Origin of the sequence: Staphylococcus gallinarum (assembly GCF_000875895.1) — a bacterium.
GTDB lineage: Bacteria > Bacillota > Bacilli > Staphylococcales > Staphylococcaceae > Staphylococcus > Staphylococcus gallinarum.
Genome location: NZ_JXCF01000026.1, coordinates 56,030 through 72,408 on the forward strand (window position 1 = coordinate 56,030; position 16,379 = coordinate 72,408).

General features: G+C 29.6%; 22 protein-coding genes. 19 read left to right on the forward strand and 3 right to left on the reverse strand.

The features are described 5' to 3' along the window. The first annotated feature begins 30 nt into the window (after window positions 1-30). The 13 genes from SH09_RS11020 (at window position 31) to SH09_RS11075 (ending at window position 8,585) form a co-directional block, all read left to right on the forward strand. Entirely contained in the window at window positions 31-303 is a 273-nt protein-coding gene (locus SH09_RS11020) for a phage holin (protein WP_042739700.1), read from the forward strand. After that, window positions 293-1,699 (forward strand): N-acetylmuramoyl-L-alanine amidase, encoded by a 1,407-nt coding sequence (locus tag SH09_RS11025; protein ID WP_042739701.1) that lies wholly within the window; start codon window positions 293-295, stop codon window positions 1,697-1,699. Before SH09_RS11020 ends, SH09_RS11025 begins: the two co-directional genes overlap by 11 nt. A gap of 331 nt (window positions 1,700-2,030) precedes the next feature. Beyond that, on the forward strand, window positions 2,031-2,561 hold the full coding sequence (locus SH09_RS11030) for a hypothetical protein (protein ID WP_042739702.1): 531 nt from the start codon (window positions 2,031-2,033) through the stop codon (window positions 2,559-2,561). A gap of 5 nt (window positions 2,562-2,566) precedes the next feature. After that, on the forward strand, window positions 2,567-2,980 hold the full coding sequence (locus SH09_RS11035; RefSeq protein WP_235307515.1) for a hypothetical protein: 414 nt from the start codon (window positions 2,567-2,569) through the stop codon (window positions 2,978-2,980). A 308-nt stretch (window positions 2,981-3,288) separates the two neighbouring features. Further along, a complete protein-coding gene (locus tag SH09_RS11040) occupies window positions 3,289-3,543 on the forward strand; it encodes a GlsB/YeaQ/YmgE family stress response membrane protein (RefSeq protein ID WP_042739704.1) in 255 nt (84 codons plus the stop codon). An 80-nt stretch (window positions 3,544-3,623) separates the two neighbouring features. Then, window positions 3,624-3,806, forward strand: coding sequence for a CsbD family protein (locus SH09_RS11045; protein ID WP_042739705.1), 183 nt, complete (start codon window positions 3,624-3,626; stop codon window positions 3,804-3,806). Between the two features lie 114 nt (window positions 3,807-3,920). Next, window positions 3,921-4,112: a hypothetical protein gene (locus tag SH09_RS11050; RefSeq protein ID WP_042738347.1), complete on the forward strand. Its 192-nt coding sequence runs from the start codon at window positions 3,921-3,923 to the stop codon at window positions 4,110-4,112. A gap of 54 nt (window positions 4,113-4,166) precedes the next feature. Continuing rightward, window positions 4,167-4,526, forward strand: coding sequence for a YbgA family protein (locus SH09_RS11055; RefSeq protein ID WP_257211158.1), 360 nt, complete (start codon window positions 4,167-4,169; stop codon window positions 4,524-4,526). 458 nt (window positions 4,527-4,984) lie between these two features. Then, the gene (locus tag SH09_RS16935; RefSeq protein WP_042739707.1) at window positions 4,985-5,485 is read left to right on the forward strand and encodes a hypothetical protein; all 501 of its coding nucleotides are present in this window, start codon (window positions 4,985-4,987) and stop codon (window positions 5,483-5,485) included. Between the two features lie 4 nt (window positions 5,486-5,489). Then, window positions 5,490-5,654 (forward strand): DUF1381 domain-containing protein, encoded by a 165-nt coding sequence (locus SH09_RS16415; protein WP_126542155.1) that lies wholly within the window; start codon window positions 5,490-5,492, stop codon window positions 5,652-5,654. 1,112 nt (window positions 5,655-6,766) lie between these two features. Further along, on the forward strand, window positions 6,767-7,111 hold the full coding sequence (locus tag SH09_RS11065) for a DUF4260 domain-containing protein (RefSeq protein ID WP_042739708.1): 345 nt from the start codon (window positions 6,767-6,769) through the stop codon (window positions 7,109-7,111). 247 nt (window positions 7,112-7,358) lie between these two features. Then, window positions 7,359-7,877, forward strand: a complete 519-nt coding sequence (locus SH09_RS11070; RefSeq protein WP_042739709.1) for a VOC family protein — start codon at window positions 7,359-7,361, stop codon at window positions 7,875-7,877. A gap of 222 nt (window positions 7,878-8,099) precedes the next feature. Beyond that, window positions 8,100-8,585 (forward strand): DUF2798 domain-containing protein, encoded by a 486-nt coding sequence (locus SH09_RS11075; RefSeq protein WP_042739710.1) that lies wholly within the window; start codon window positions 8,100-8,102, stop codon window positions 8,583-8,585. A gap of 116 nt (window positions 8,586-8,701) precedes the next feature. Here SH09_RS11075 and SH09_RS11080 read toward each other — a convergent pair whose 3' ends face one another. Further along, complete coding sequence (locus SH09_RS11080) at window positions 8,702-8,929, reverse strand: hypothetical protein (protein WP_042739711.1); 228 nt, start codon at window positions 8,927-8,929, stop codon at window positions 8,702-8,704. A gap of 421 nt (window positions 8,930-9,350) precedes the next feature. Between SH09_RS11080 and SH09_RS11085 the strand changes: the two genes are divergently transcribed. From SH09_RS11085 to SH09_RS11110, 6 genes are all read left to right on the forward strand, one after another. Further along, window positions 9,351-9,665: a hypothetical protein gene (locus SH09_RS11085; protein WP_052495446.1), complete on the forward strand. Its 315-nt coding sequence runs from the start codon at window positions 9,351-9,353 to the stop codon at window positions 9,663-9,665. 309 nt (window positions 9,666-9,974) lie between these two features. Next, the gene (locus SH09_RS11090) at window positions 9,975-10,700 is read left to right on the forward strand and encodes an esterase/lipase family protein (RefSeq protein ID WP_071225806.1); all 726 of its coding nucleotides are present in this window, start codon (window positions 9,975-9,977) and stop codon (window positions 10,698-10,700) included. Between the two features lie 160 nt (window positions 10,701-10,860). Continuing rightward, window positions 10,861-11,493, forward strand: coding sequence for an esterase/lipase family protein (locus tag SH09_RS11095; RefSeq protein ID WP_042739712.1), 633 nt, complete (start codon window positions 10,861-10,863; stop codon window positions 11,491-11,493). Between the two features lie 139 nt (window positions 11,494-11,632). Beyond that, window positions 11,633-12,163 (forward strand): hypothetical protein, encoded by a 531-nt coding sequence (locus SH09_RS11100; protein WP_042739713.1) that lies wholly within the window; start codon window positions 11,633-11,635, stop codon window positions 12,161-12,163. Window positions 12,164-12,455: 292 nt separating this feature from the next. After that, complete coding sequence (locus SH09_RS11105) at window positions 12,456-12,989, forward strand: CHAP domain-containing protein (RefSeq protein ID WP_042739714.1); 534 nt, start codon at window positions 12,456-12,458, stop codon at window positions 12,987-12,989. A gap of 213 nt (window positions 12,990-13,202) precedes the next feature. Next, window positions 13,203-13,742 carry a YdhK family protein gene (locus tag SH09_RS11110; protein ID WP_042739899.1) on the forward strand — a complete coding sequence of 180 codons (540 nt, stop codon included), beginning with the start codon at window positions 13,203-13,205 and terminating at the stop codon, window positions 13,740-13,742. 84 nt (window positions 13,743-13,826) lie between these two features. On the opposite strand, the gene SH09_RS11115 is transcribed toward SH09_RS11110, so the two are convergent. Continuing rightward, window positions 13,827-14,183, reverse strand: a complete 357-nt coding sequence (locus tag SH09_RS11115) for a DoxX family protein (protein ID WP_042739715.1) — start codon at window positions 14,181-14,183, stop codon at window positions 13,827-13,829. Window positions 14,184-14,617: 434 nt separating this feature from the next. After that, window positions 14,618-16,048, reverse strand: a complete 1,431-nt coding sequence (locus SH09_RS11120) for a YfcC family protein (RefSeq protein WP_235307518.1) — start codon at window positions 16,046-16,048, stop codon at window positions 14,618-14,620. Window positions 16,049-16,379 lie beyond the last annotated feature (331 nt).

Consider the following 16,379-nt stretch of genomic DNA (forward strand, 5'->3'; position numbering starts at 1 on the left):
GAAGTGGCTTTTTATTATGGAGGTTTTTAAATGGATACAGGAACAATTGTAAGAACAATTTTATTAATTATAGCATGGGTTAATCAAATCTTAGCCATCAAACATATTTCACCCATTCCAGTCGATGAAGTGACTATCAGTACCTTAATTACAGGAATCGTTTCTTTAGTGGCGTGGTGGAAGAATAACAACTTTACACATGCAGCTAAAAAAGGCCAACAAAAAATACATGAAGTTAAAGCAGGTGTTGATTCCACAGGTGCAGCACCACAAATGAATGGAGATGATATTAATGAGTTCTAAAAGAACCTATAAACAGGCCATCGCTTACTTGAAATCTATGGAAGGTAAAGCGTGGAATCCTGACCTTGCATATGGATATCAATGTTTTGATGTGGCGAATCAATATTGGATTTATTTATTTGGACATTCCTTAAAAGGCGTAGGCGCTGCAGATATTCCAACGTGGAATAACTTTACAGATGAGGCGACTGTATTTGAAAATACTAAGTCTTTTCAAGCTAAACCTGGAGATGTCGTTATCTTTAATCGTAACTATGGTAGTGGATATGGTCATGTTGGTATTGTTATCAGTGCAACGTTGAACTCAATTACGATACTCGAGCAAAACTGGTTGGGTGGTGCTTATTGGACGCCTCCAGAAGTGACAACACGCCGTACACATGGTTATGATTTCCCAATGTGGTTTATTCGTCCTTTCTTCGCGAAAGAAACGACAGCCAATAAAGCTAAAAGTAAGGTAACACCCGTTAAAAAAGCCAAAGTAAGTAAGGGTAAGAAGATATTACTTGTAGCAGGTCATGGTAAAGGTGCATATTCAAATGACCCAGGCGCAGTTGCTAACGGCTATAATGAACGTGATTTCAATCGCAAAAATATTATTCCTAGAGTTAAAAAATATCTTGAAAGTGTGGGACACACTGTGCTCTTATACGGTGGGAATTCTATGAACCAAGATCTATACCAAGATACGTTATACGGTCAACGTGTTGGCAACTATACAGACTATGGTTTATATTGGGTGAAGAAAAATGTAAAACCTGATGTGATTGTAGAGTTTCATTTAGACGCAGCAAGTCCACAAGCAAGTGGTGGGCATGTCATCATAAGTGATAAATACCCTGCTGATGATATAGATAAGGCGCTTTCTAGTGCACTAGGTAAAACCGTCGGCAAAATCAGAGGTGTGACACCTAGAAACGATTTACTTAACGCTAACGTGACAGGTCAACTCAACTTAAATTATCGATTAATTGAATTAGGATTTATCACAAGTAAAACAGATATGGAGTATATCACTACGCATTTAGACAGTTTTACAAAACGATTAGCAGAGGCGATTAATGGTAGACAAATTAATGCGCCTAAAAGTAAACCCACACAAGCCAAGACAACATGGAACTGGGGCGGTACGTTTTACCCAAATACAACGATTAAAGTGAGAAAATCACCAGGTATTAATGGGACTGTCGTAGAGTCAGGTTCATGGTTATATGATAAAGATGATTGGGTTAAATTTGATCAAGTCATTAAAAAAGACGGTTATTGGTGGATACGTTTTAAATATCAAGCGCCAGGTTCAAGTAAAAAATATTTCTATTGTGCCGTATGTAAAATCACAGACAAACAACAAAAAATAAAAAGTGAAAAGTACTGGGGAAGTATTAAGTGGAAATAATTTTTAAAATGTGTTATATTACAAAAAGTTAAGTTCTCCCAGCTATATTTTTATTAAACTTAACATACTTGAGTAGCCTTCTCTGTGGTTACTCTTTTTTATTTAAGTGTTATTTAATGATAAAATTTTGAAGTCATGTTAAAGTAAAGTTACACCAATTATTTTCTCCGAGACTTAATTGGTGCATCTAGTTTTCACGACTTCTTGTTATACACAGGGTAGGCACTTATGTGCTTGCCCTATTTTGTTGTGTTCGATTTTATGTTCGGACTATTCCTTATTTTATAAATTGTGTATTATATATGTATAGTAAAAGTAAGGGATATTCAAAATGGAAGATAATAAAAATCTAGCGAAAATGTATTTGGTAAAAGCTCTCTATTTTTTGGTTGCAGCTTTTGTAAATATATTAACGATTATAACAACTAAAAACTTTGAGGTTGCAATGTTAGGTGTAATGCTTTATTTTATGCCTATTTTTATAGAAAATTATATGAAGAATGTATATAATAAACCGACTAAGATTTTGAGGAGAATAGGATATATAATTCCTAGTTTATTTATATTTGTTAATATTTTAATATTTGTTTTGTGTTCTTACATTTCTACATATAAGTTTATCATTAGTACAAATTGGTATATTGGTGCTATTATAGTAGTAACAATACCATTAATTTTCATAAGTGCATTAGATATTTTTCTTTATGGATTTAACAATGAGGAAATCAAAGCGAGTAATGATACAATAGAACATTTGAAAAAGAACAGAGAACAAAGTAGAGAATTGAAAATAAAGCAAGAGAAAGAATTGAAAGAAGAAGAACGTCAATTTAAAATAGAACGTTCTAAAAGAAAGGGTTGATAGTAATGGTTATGACAATTATAAGTGTTTTTGTTATAAGTACTATCTTATTATTTTATTTAGCAGCAGTAGCCTTTACTGCTATTAGATCTTATGACTATAATGTTAAATTTAGTACGCCAACTATATTTGCAATACCATTAATTTTAGTTGTTACACATATAAAAATCTATAATACTCACAAGCTGTCCAATAGAAAGAAAGCTTTTAAGATGCTCTTGTTCATATTTAAAAAATATCCGGTAGCAGTAGCTATGTTTTTAACAATTATCGCTACAAATGTAGCTGAACAGAATGTCAAATTATCAAATGGGGCAAACTATAGAAAAACTAAAAGTTTACAACAAAAGAAACGTAAAAAGTCAATTGATAAAATTCTTCAAAATAATACTTATGGAGATATTCTTTGGGGTACGTAAAAACACTCACCAACTGGTGGGTGTTTTATTTATATGAATATTGGGTAATTTAATAATGTGGGGAAATACCACGCCTTCCATTAAAAGTTATATATTAAGTACAGCCGTTAATTCGGCTGTTTTTTATGTTTTAATATAATGTAAGTGGTTATATATAAAGTAGCCTGGTAATGGCAATTCCTTATGCAATATTTTTTAGTAATGATAAGCCTTTATAGTAGCCATTAATTTGGTTGCTATTTTTATGTTTGTTTATTTGTATAGTGGGTAATAAAATTTGGTACATTATTTTAAAAGGAGAGGATAATATGGGATTTATATTTATGATCATCATTGGAGGGTTAATAGGGTGGCTTGCAGGAGCTATTCTAGGTAAAGATATTCCAGGTGGAATTATTGGTAATATCATTGCTGGCTTAATTGGTTCTGCAATTGGTAGTAAACTATTAGGCACATGGGGGCCGGTTATTAGTGGAGTGCCAATTTTACCCGCTTTAATCGGATCAATCATTTTAATATTAATAGTTTCATTAATTATAAGAGCGTTAAAAAATAAGAGATAACAATAAATTATGTTTACACCTTATTGAATTGGGTATAATCTAATTGTCCTGCTTACAATTACAAAATGGAGGTGTTTAACATGGCAGATGAAAGTAAATTCGAACAAGCTAAAGGTAATTTGAAAGAGACAGCTGGAAATGCTTTTGGTAATGAAGAATTGGAAAAAGAAGGCAATCAAGATAAAGCTTCTGGTAAAGTAAAAGAAGCTGCTGAAAACGCAAAAGACAAAGTTAATGACTTTGTTGATAAATTAAAGAAATAAAAATAATATACTTAATGTACTTGTCATAAAAAGAGTGAGTATCGTATAGAGCTTACTCTTTTTTTATTTACATACAAGAACGTTTGTTCTATTATAATCGTGAGGTGATTATAAATGGAACCAAATTTAGACTGGAATAAAGATTTCCAAGAATTCCAGGATATTTTGAATTCAGGAATACATCCCGAATGGTTATATAACGCAAAAGCAAATATGATACTCAATCCTGCATATACAGGACAGGGCAAACAATTTTTCTTTACTAAAGATATTATTAAAGCTAGTAAAATAGTTCCTTTTTATTAAATCGAATATTGAAAGAAGGTATATAACATTAGCAAACAATTTCAAAAAGAAAAACTGTGGAGTAGATATAAATACGAAGTTTTATGGCATGATCAAAGCGCTTATAATGATATTAGATTTTTGATGAATAATGATGTTGAAATTGAAATCATTCAACAAAAAATTCAATATGCTCTAAATAAGCAACCTTCTAAAGGATCAATAATAAATGCTTATTGCCATTTGTGGGGATATTTTAAAAAAATAAGTACTGAACAAGAAAAGCAGTTATTTAAAAAACTAAAGACAGATTTTGAAAATCATATTATAACAGAAAAAGAATTAATTGATTTTATCAAGAAGTTAGCTGATTTATATGAAGTCACTTATTTAAAACAATCTACTATTATAAATAAAGCCCACCCAAATGAATAGGTGGGTGGTTTTACGTGTCAAATACGTGTCAATTTAGTTATATTTCTTTAATTTTAGTTATAAACTAAACGCTATTATTTAGCGTATTTAAGCTATTTTAATATGACTTAGAAAGTTAAAATTTTCCCGCCGTCTCCATAAATTAGTAAAAACCTTAAAAAATTTGATTTGTGTAATTGACTAGAAACGTTGTTAAATCAGCGTTTCTTTTATTTTGCGTAAAAAAATATAAAAATCTGTTTTGAAAATTTTGGTCAATATTTGGACAATATAATTATTGTTGTCCGTTTTAAATTGATGTCATAATATCGTTAAGTTGACGGTCTTGTTCAATTCTTTGTTCTTCCAGGGATGTATGTAGATAGCGTGAAATGTAATATTGAACAAGTGAATTTTATTTTTGATAAAATAATGTACTATATATTACAAAAATTTTAACAAGTTTTGAGGGATGAAATATGAACAAAGAGCAAGCTAAATTAAGATTAGAGACAAACCTAATAAATTATCAAAATAAATTAAAATTCATGGCTAAAGGTAGTATGTTCTCACGATGGTTGAGCGATTCAATTTTGACATGTGAAATAGCATTAAAAAAACTGCAAAATGGCGAAAATATGTATGAGGATACTCCATGGAATGAAAAGTATACTCATGTAAAGTCAGATAAAGAAATTTTAGAAGAGCTTCTATCTAGTAAAAGAATTAGCTTTAGAATAAACGAAAATGAATATAAAGCTTTGAAAGATGAAAAGGATAGAAGAGAACAAGAGATATTAGGTGACTTTCCTAGTAACAGACCATTAGGCGAATTAGGAAAAGAAAGATTTAAAAAGTACCGGGCAGTTCATGAATGGTATGTAAATGAAATACAAAAGTTAAGTGATGAGTCTAGGCTATATTACGAGAATTATTTAAAACAGCTTAAGGATGAAGAACAAAAGCAATCTAAGGAGTGATACCATGACCCAATTCCTAATCACAACATTCACAGACAGAATAGGCCACACGCACTATCATGTGACTAAGGCTAAGGACAATCAGACGTTTACTGTTGTTGAGGCAGAGAAAAAGGAAGGGACGGAGTTGAAAGCGAGAGTTATACAAGATATTTATAAAAGATGTTAAAAGTAAGATGGATAATAACACATGTCCAATATGTGGTAGAGAGGATAATGCAGAAATAATTTTTGTATGAAATTAAAAACTGAATACTTTAAAAAGAGGTTAAAGTATTTATTAAGCAAAATAAAGATAAAATGATGTTATCAATGTGGTAGAAGATAGTAACTTTGATGATTTCTTTAGCTTGTAAAGTCAAGACAATGATGTTGAGATTGTTCGGTAGATGACACAATATATTTTAACTAATTAGACATATTAATATCATCAATAGTAAACGAAAAAAAATATCTTACCTTTTGGTTTATTAGTGAAGGGCGAACATATGAAGATGTTGGTAAGATATTTAATTTAAGTGGGAAACGAATAAAGTAAATATTCGATGGATTATTAGAAAAGCTACCTTGATAGGTAGGTATATTTATAATGTTTATGAACAATGTGAGAAGCTACCAATACTATATTAAATAAGGGAGGCTATGTGCCTGCCCTATTTTTTATGCTCGATTTCATCAATTGTAATTTAATTTTATACAAAATTATTTTTATACAGTTTGGAATTAAATTAAATCATTTAGGAATTATATTACTGAAATTCCAATGGATTTGTTAGTATGTATTTAAGACAAAAAAGGGAGATGGTGATTATATGTTGTTTTCAGGAAATCCTTTAACAGATGTGTTATTTAAAGGGGCTCAAGCTATATTTGGTCTATTTAGCTAATTTCATACTTATGAGGTTTTTTCAAACTGATAAAAACAAAGAGGGCTGTGTATAACAGGCTCTTTTTTTATTTATATATACGAATATACATTCTGCAATGATTGCGAGGTGATTATTTATGGAAAAGGTTAGTCCAAGTATACCTAAGCCATATTGCTATGAAATTGATTATCATAAAATACCACGTGAGTACCTTATTCCAAGCATTACACAAGGACGGGGCAATGATTCTCACCACTTCCTTTAAAAAGCACTCAACCAATTTATGGTTGGGTGCTTAATTTTTTGAAACATCAAATTATTTCCATAATGCGAATGTCTTATTTCTTATCTATGAAACTTTAGGAATAATTTAATATATTTTGGGCAATATATTAAAAAAGGAGATGATTTGTTGAGCAATTTTATTAGGTTAGAAAATGCAGCTGTATTTTTAGTAACGCTTTGTGTTTATTTAATTTTTGATTATTCCTTGTTAATTTTTCTTTTGTTATTGCTCGTTCCAGATGTTTTTATGTTTGGTTATTTAATTAATAAAGAAATAGGGAGTAGAATTTATAATATTGGTCATACTTATATCGTTCCTATTTTTATAACTTTAATTTTCTTTTTGGTTCAAGAAGCATTGATATTGCAAATAGCTTTGATTTGGATAGCTCACATTAGCATGGATAGAGCTTTGGGTTTTGGTTTAAAATATGCATTTAATTTTGATAAAACAACAATTCAAAAAGTCTAAAATAAGTTGAAAATTTTTTGTACTTTAAAACTCCAGTAATCAAAATATAAAGGAGTAGAATTTATGGATATATTAATCAATATAACTAGATTTGTTATGAGTACATTTTCTAATTTAGTGGGTATCGCATCATTGATAAATGATATTAAAAAAGGGTTTAATGAATATTTTTAAAATAACCTTATCGATATGCAGCATAGTTGTTTAAGAGCGTATTTATTTTATGATAGTGAATGGGGTGTTAATTATGGCAAATAATATTAAAGGTATTAATCATGTGGGACTGACTGTACCCAATATAGAAGAAGCTACTGAGTTTTTTAAAAATGCATTTGGTGCAAAGATTGCATATGATGGATTGAGTTATGATGATGATCCAAGACAGGGAGAAGAGCTTGAAAGAATGTTAGGATTGTCTAAAGGCAGTAAAATTGTAAAGCAAAGAATGATTGTAATAGGTAATAGTGCAAATATTGAAATGTTTGAAATAGTAAGTGATTTGCAAGACGGGCCTTTAAAATTAGAGGATTTAGGTTTTAATCATATTTCTCTATTTGTAGAAAATATGGATAAAGCTATAAGTGATGCACTTGATGCTGGTGCGATACCTTTATCTGAAAAACATGATAACTCAAGATATGAGGATAGTGATGAAAGTAGTAGTGTTTATTTAAAAACAAATTGGAATTTACTTATTGAATTACAGTCAATTCCTAATGGCTATTATTATCCAAATTATAGTGAAAGTGACGTTTTTATACCCTGAGAATAACTATTATCTATTGAATGTTTGACTACTTTTACATTCAGTATACTTAATAAAGAAAAAATTAGATTTGCCTTTGAAGTTGAATAATGGAGTATATTTTTTAGTCATAGTAGATTTTTTGGTCAATGCATCTAATTGCTTTGTTCACAAAATGTTCACTTACGAAGCATTTTCTTAGTCACTATACTGAGTACATGTGACTAAGAAAGGATGATTAATATGCCAACGACAAAAAAAGAGAGTTTTCAGTTTGGATTTATAATGTGCTTTGGTATGGTATTTTTGATGACAATATATAATTTATGTATAAATGGAACTATCACAAAAGTTAGTTTTCTAGACGTTATCTATAATTTTATAATTGCGTTTGTATTAGCTTTTATTTTAGATTTGTTTATTGTTGGGCCTAGTGCGAAGAAGGTGGCATTGTATTTAACTGTAAAATCAGATAAAAAGATTTTTAAAATTTTAGCTATATCCATATGTATGGTTTTCGGGATGGCAGGTTGTATGTCAATTTATGGATTGATTTCAGATTATATCCATAATGGCTTTCACTCTAATGCTGTAATTTTAGATTATCTGAGTGTATTTTCGAAAAATGTAATATTTGCGTTACCTTTACAAATAATAATTATGGGGCCGTTAGTTCGTTATATTTTTATAAATTATATTAAAAATAATAAAATAATCACGGAACAATAGGTTTATTTTTGAAGTGAGTTATGTATAGATTTTAGCAAATAGCCAAACTTAAAAATGAGAATCAGTAATTAAAAAAATGTCCCCAGGCTAACAGTGTAGTCTGGGGATAATTATGTTTATGCAATGATTACGAGTATAAAGCCAATGGCAAACACAAATAGGTTCAGATTTTTGTTTTTTATAAGTTCGCTTAATAAAACCATAGCTGCACCGACAATAAGTAAAGGCTTATCATAGGGTGGCCAGCCAAAGTATTGCATAATCATGCGTATTACGCCTTGTATGAGTAAACATGTTAATGCTAAGATAGCGATTCTTCTGATCCATAAACCAAATTTTTCCATTTTCAACAACCTCATTCGACTTATTAATCTACTATATTATCCATAGTAACTGTTTTTACTTATATATAGAAGAAATTGCTTTTCAACAAAAACTAAACTCAATAAGCGGTAATATAAATTTTTGTATAAAAAACACTAGAGTAAGGACTCTAGTGATAATATTCGTTTCTAGGGTTGCCTCTAGTAAAGTACTAGAGGCAGTTGTTATGTTGTAGGCTTTTGACGAGCCTAAATATAATATATACCAAGTTAATGCAATGCGCAACTTAATTTTTGTTATTTATAATTGTGTTAAAATTTTTGGACTTGCTTATAAATAAATCTTTTTATAATTCAATTAGGTCTTTAGCACTATGACATTATCAAATATTTTTCTTATAATATCAATTCATTACTAAAAGAAATAGTGGAGTTGATAAAATTGAAAAAATGGTTATTCATTATCTTATCTAGCATAATAATCTTTATAGTTGCATATTTTGCTTGTATCATTATGCTCTTCAACAAAACAGAGACATATTACGGAAAAGTAGATAAATCAAAATCAAAAGTTTGGTTATATTCTAAAGATGATCGTTATCTTACGACATTAAATGAAATAACTGAATGGAAAAAAGCAAAAGATGGAGATATTTTGAAAGTTCAATATACAGATCAAAAAGGTGTTATTTTGAATATACATACTGTAAAGGGTAATGAAGTTCCAAATGATATTATGAAAAAAATAAAACAGTAATATACTATTTCTAATAATTAAAGTAATCTCAAATTATTGATATGACGATTGATAATTTGGGATTTTTTATTACTAAGTATTTGTATGAATAGTTAATTTGAGATTGTGAGTTAGATTTTGAAAATTGAAATAAACTTGAAATGTTACTAAGAAGTATTACAGTTGAATAAATTTTATTGTAAAAATTGTAACAATAATTTAATTAAAGTATTTTAAATCAAAAAAGTTAATAATAATAAAGAAATTACTATTGATTGTATAAAAAAATTAGTGTAATATTTGTATATATCATTTCAGGAGTAACAAAGTATGAAGAAGAAAATTATTATTTTAGCAATGATTTTTGGACTTATCTTTACTATATTTCCTGGTGGCAATCGTAATGTTAAAGCAAGTACGCATCACAATCCTGTTGTCTTTGTTCATGGAATAGGAGGTGCGTCTAATAATTTTGATAAAATTGAAAGTTATTTAGCGGCAAATGGTTGGGACAAGCATCAGTTTTATGGTATAAATTTTCAAAATAATGAGGGATATATTTCAAAGGATAGTCCTCAGTTGAAAAGATTTGTAGATCAAGTATTACAAAAATCGGGTTCGCAAAAAGTAGATATAGTGGCACATAGTATGGGTGGTGCAACTACGTTAAATTATATAAAGCATTTAGGTGGCGGTAATAAAGTAGATAATGTCATAACATTAGGTGGTGCTAATGGTTTAACGACTAATACTGCATATACAGGCACTGATGCACGACATAAAATCTTATATACCTCTATATATAGCTCAACGGATTGTGTTGTAGATTCACAATTGTCTTATTTGGCAGGAGGAAAAAATATCCAAGTTTCTGGTATCAGTCATTTAGGATTGCTCAATAATTCAAAAGTTAAAAGTTATATCAAGCAGGGGTTAAATGGAGACGGCGTAAACACCAATTTAAAATTGAATAGTAAAAGAACGCAAAAAGGTATAGTTTCATTTTTTAACTTTATTAGTTTTAATATTAGTTCGCATTCGTTAAGTGATAATTAATTATTCAATTTATATTTGATTAATTATATATTGCATTGAAATAGGATGAATGGGTATATAAATTATTAAGGTATATTATCTTTAATAAGTATTTAGGGCATGCACATTGTGTAGTTGCCCTTTTATTTAAATTCATGTTAAAAGCTAATAGGAGAATAGTATGAAAAAATTTAAATTAGTTATGTTACTTATAGTAAGTGTTTTTATGTTTGGCATTATGAGTAAAATGACTTCGGTAGAGGCAAAGACACATCATAATCCAATTGTGTTTGTTCATGGATTTGGGGGAACACAATATAACTTTCATAGTATACAAAATTATTTATACACTCAAGGCTGGAATAGGAATCAATTTTACTCAATCAATTTAAATAGTAAATCTGGTGATAATAAGGTTAATGGACCACAAATTTCAAAATATGTTAAACAAGTACAACATGAGACAGGAGCTAATAAAGTTGATTTAGTAGGTCATAGTCTAGGTGGAAAGAATATCATGTACTACATAAAGAATTTGGATGGGGGCAAAAATGTAGCTAATGTTGTTACGTTGGGTGGTGCTAATGGCTTAACAACAAATACTGCAATACCTGGAACAGATTCGCAACATAAGATTTTGTATACCTCTATTTATAGTCGAACAGATGGCGTAGTGCCCAATCAATTATCATATTTAATAGGTGGGAAAAATATTGTATTAACTAAAATCGACCATATTAGTTTGTTATTTAATAGCACGGTTAAACAGCATATTAAATATGCGTTAGAGGGTAACGGTATGAATACGAATTAGTTACACTAGATAAATTGAGATTTAAGTTAAATAAACTTTAAGAGTGGATTCAATATTAATTATTTTCTTATAAATTTAGATATGTTAATATAATTGTCCTACTTCTGTCTCCCAATATTAATTTAGAAGGAGCAATTTAATGATAAATATTATTTCTGCAATAGGTTCTATTGGAACATTTATTATGGCTTTATTTTATTTTGTATCTGTTTCACTTCAATTATATCAAATGAGAATTGGCTTTATTCCAGTATTAGGATTTAATCAAGTTTTCCTAACGCTAAATCATAATAATGAATTATCTATGCAAAATACGACTACGACTGAATCAGATCATCAAGATTATTTAAAGTTGTACAATCTTGGTGGTGGTGCTGCAAAGCATATTAATATAAAGATTGTGTTAGGAGAAGAACACGTTATTCAGGAAAAATTTGTTAATATTTTACCGAGCAAAGAAGGTTATCTGTTACCAATCAATAAGGATGTATTTGATGAATTAGAAAGTACAATCCAAAATAATGGTTATGAATCTGATATTAATATTAAGTTATCCTATTATCACAATGTAAGTAGAAAGCAAAAATATTTAATATTACAAGGCAAACTAAGTACGTTTAACACATATTCAAATAAAAGTATCTATGAATTACAATTTGTAAATAAATAATTAATAGGCGGGGTGCAATCAACGGATTGCGTCCCGTCTTTTGATTGTTATTCGATATAATGACTGTTAATTTAATAGTTAAAATAATTTAATAATTATTAATTAAGTATTGATAATTATATTACAAAAATATAAAAATAATTAAAATGAAATTCATGTAAGTGTAATATCGTAGAAAAATTCATATGATATATTATTGTAGAAATAGAAATAATAATATTCATTTTAATTTTTTGTGAGATGGATGCACTCTATTTCTGTAGTAATTTGCAAAGATATGAAAGGACAAATAATGACAAAATATATTTTAAAGTTTTTTACATATTTTATGTTAGCAACGTCGATATTTTTTATATTTAATATACACACAGCATCAGCTGGAACGACAATGTCACATGATGAATCAATGAATTATACTCAATCACTTGAGGGTAAGGGTTGGGATTATGATAATGAATATGGTTGGCAGTGTTTTGATTTGGTGAATGAGCAGTGGGACTACTTATTTGGTCATGGATTGAAAGGGGATTATGCAAAAGATATTCCTACAGAAAATAATTTTGAAGGTGAAGCTACGGTATATAAAAATACATATGATTTTAAAGCTAAACCTGGTGATATAGTTGTATTTAATGAAAATTATGGCAATGGAGCAGGGCATACAGCAATTGTTACGGATGCCAATTATGATGGTAATTATATGAAATTTGAATCATTAGATCAAAATTGGGAAGGTGGAGGAGCTGATAAGACTGAGGTTGCACATAAAGTCGTCCATGATTATGAATCTGAGATGTGGTTTATCCGTCCACATTATCAAAAGTAAGAATGTAAACAACATGATAATTAAAAAAAGAGGTTATTTAATAATATATTATTGCTTAATGGTCCATTTCATAGCTAGTCTATGCGTTGGACTATTTTTTTATTATTTTATTCTAGTGTGAATATAGTCATACATTTAATGTTTGAGTATACCGTAGAGGGGTATGTGTTGTATGATGTTAACATAATGAAAACTATGAAAGGTGGTATTGATTTGATAAAAAAATTACTTACAGTATCTTTTACTGCAGCTATATTGCTGTCATCATGTTCTACAGGTAATGATCAAGCAGATGAAACAAAGGAATCACAGCATACTTCACATAAAAGTAGTGCAGGTGATTTGCCAGATGGTATGCAGACTACAGATAAAGCTAAATTTAAAAAAGGTGATAAAGTCACAGTTAACAGTGATCACATGAAAGGAATGAAAGGTGCTAAAGGAGTAGTTAAAGCTGCTTATAAAACGCATGTCTATGAAGTAACTTATAAACCAAAAGATGGGAAAAAAGAAGTGAAAAACCATAAATGGGTTGTTAATGAAGAAATAGAAAATGCAAAACAACATGGGTTTGAAAAAGGTGATTCTGTGAAATTAGAAGCGGATCATATGGCTGGAATGAAGGGTGCGATAGCAGAAATTGATAATGTTAAAAAAACAACTGCTTATGTTATAGATTATAAGTCAACAACTGATGATAAATGGATAAGAAATCATAAATGGATGATCGGTAGCGAACTTGAATCTAGATAAGACATTTTTTAACTGTAAAAGAGCTATAGAGAAGTCTATCAACATAGATTTCTTCATAGCTCTTTTTATTTTATATCAGGTGAATTAATAAAATTGGAAGAACTTTTTCCAATTATATGAAGTAGCTACTGCAATACTCATTATTAATAATGTAATGACAAATTCTGATGCCATATATCCTTGTGATAAATGAACTGTAAATAATGCGCCTAACATGATTACAATGAATCCTAGAGCAATATAGTTTGTTAGAATTCCTAAAATGATAAGAATACCACCAATAAATTCAAATAAAGCTAAGAGTATACCGAGAAATGCTGGTAATCCTAATCCTTGCATCATATGCATTGGTTCACCAAAACCACTGAATACCTTTTGGCTACCATGTATGATAAATGTTAATCCTAACATTAATCTTATAAGTAACATTCCAAATCTCATATTACATTGACCTCCTTTTTATAATTTAATATTATATGATAAATTATATTGAAATAGTAGGAAATTATTTTGTGAAAGCGCTTTTTATTTATTTTAAATATATAAAGCAATGCTTTTAAAAGTATGAGATAAGGATTTTACTAAAAATCACGTTTTAAAAATAACATGTATAAGGATATATAACTATGGAGTATGCAAGTGAATATTATATAAAAGCATTTGGGTGGCAACAATAGACTTGGTTATAGCATAGTAATTGAGCAATCTGCGTTAACATTTATAAGTAAAATGACCGGTAAACTGCTTTATAAATCATATGTTTCCTTCAAAAATTTCATATTTTTGTACTTACTTTGAAGGAAGCATATCACAGATTTACTGGCCATATTTTTATATTTATTTTTAAAATTTCTCTTGGTAAACTGTCCTTTTTATTACGACCACCCTGTCAATTGGGCAATTATTAATGTGATAATTGAAATGACACCCCAAATTATAAATAATGGAAAGAAAAAGCGAATCCATTTAGTATATGATACGCCACCTATAGCTAAGGCGGCCATGAAGTAACCACTCGTTGGGTAAAATATATGTGTGAAACCATCGCCAAGTTGGAATGCAAGAACGGCGGTTTGTCTTGTAATACCTAACATATCTGCTAATGGGGCCATAATAGGCATAGTTACCAATGCTTGACCACTACCTGAAGAAATAATAAAGTTAATTGCTACTTGTACAGCATACATGCCGACTACTGCAATTGTTGGTGTAGCACCATCAATTACTGATCCCAGTCCATGAACAATAGTGTCCATTATTTTGCCGTCTTCTAATACAACTGCGATGGAGCGGGCTAGGCCAACGATGATTGCACCCATCAGTACATCTTTAAACCCTTCGTTAAATGCCTCACATATAGCCTGTGTACTAAGACCAGTCACTAATCCTACAATGATTCCCATAATGATAAATAAGCCAGCCATTTCGATCATAAACCAACCTTGTGAAATAACACCGTACACTAAAATAACAAAAAAGAGAAGGACGACTGCGATACCCCATTTTTGTCTATTTGTAGCTTCTATTGGTTCTTGATTAGTAATGTTTTGGTAAAGGTCACGCTTTTCAATATCTGCATGATAAACAGAACTTAAAGTTGGTTTATTTTTAATTTTTTGTGCGTATCGCATAATAAACATAATAGTGACTGCTAATACTACGATAAATAATATAATTCTTAGTCCGATTCCAGAAAATACAGGAATTCCTGAAAGTTTTTGTGCTAAGCCAGTATTAATCGGATTTAACACGCCAACTGTAAATCCAACCACTGTACCACACAAAGCGATGGCAGTTGCTGTGATTGAGTCGTAACCTAATGCAATAATCAATGGAATTATAACCGGTATGTATACGAGAGAGAGTTCGGCAGTTCCAATAAGTGTAGCAACTATCGCAAATACAGTAGTTAGTACTGGTATAATTAACACACTTTGATTGATAAAACGACGTGCTAATTTATCTACTGCAATTTCGATAATACCTGTTTTCCTTAACACCATAAACATGCCACCTATAATTAAAGTGAAAAAGACAATTTCACCGGCTTCTATTAAACCTTTTGGAATTATAGAAATGAAATCAACTATTCCTACTGGTTTAGAGGAAATAAAATGAAATGAATCTGCGTCAACCATCTCTCGTCCTTCAGGTCCTTTTATTCTTTTAAACTGTCCAGAAGGAATGAAATATGTTGAGATTGTTGCGATAACACCAAAGATAAATAAAATGACATAATTATGCGGCATATTAAATTTTTTAGCTTTCTTTGTTATTCGTTCTGTATTATTTTTTTGTTTAACCAATAACTATACAACCCCTTTGTATATATAAAATAAATTTATTGTAGCATGGAATTGTATAAATTAAATTGTAAAATTCTGAAAATTTAGAATATTATTTTGTCTAAATATACAATGTAAATTACAAATATGTGATGTAAATAGTTCTTATTAAAAGTTTTAAAATATAAAATACATCTTCTTTATATTACAAAGTAACTGGATAAAATCTTTAACGTAGTATTGAAATTGTGTATAAGTTAATGCTATGAGCAGAATATAAGGGGGATATAAGGAATGAAAAATACCGTATGAAGTGTTGAGAAACATCATACGGTTAAAAGTGAGAAGATAA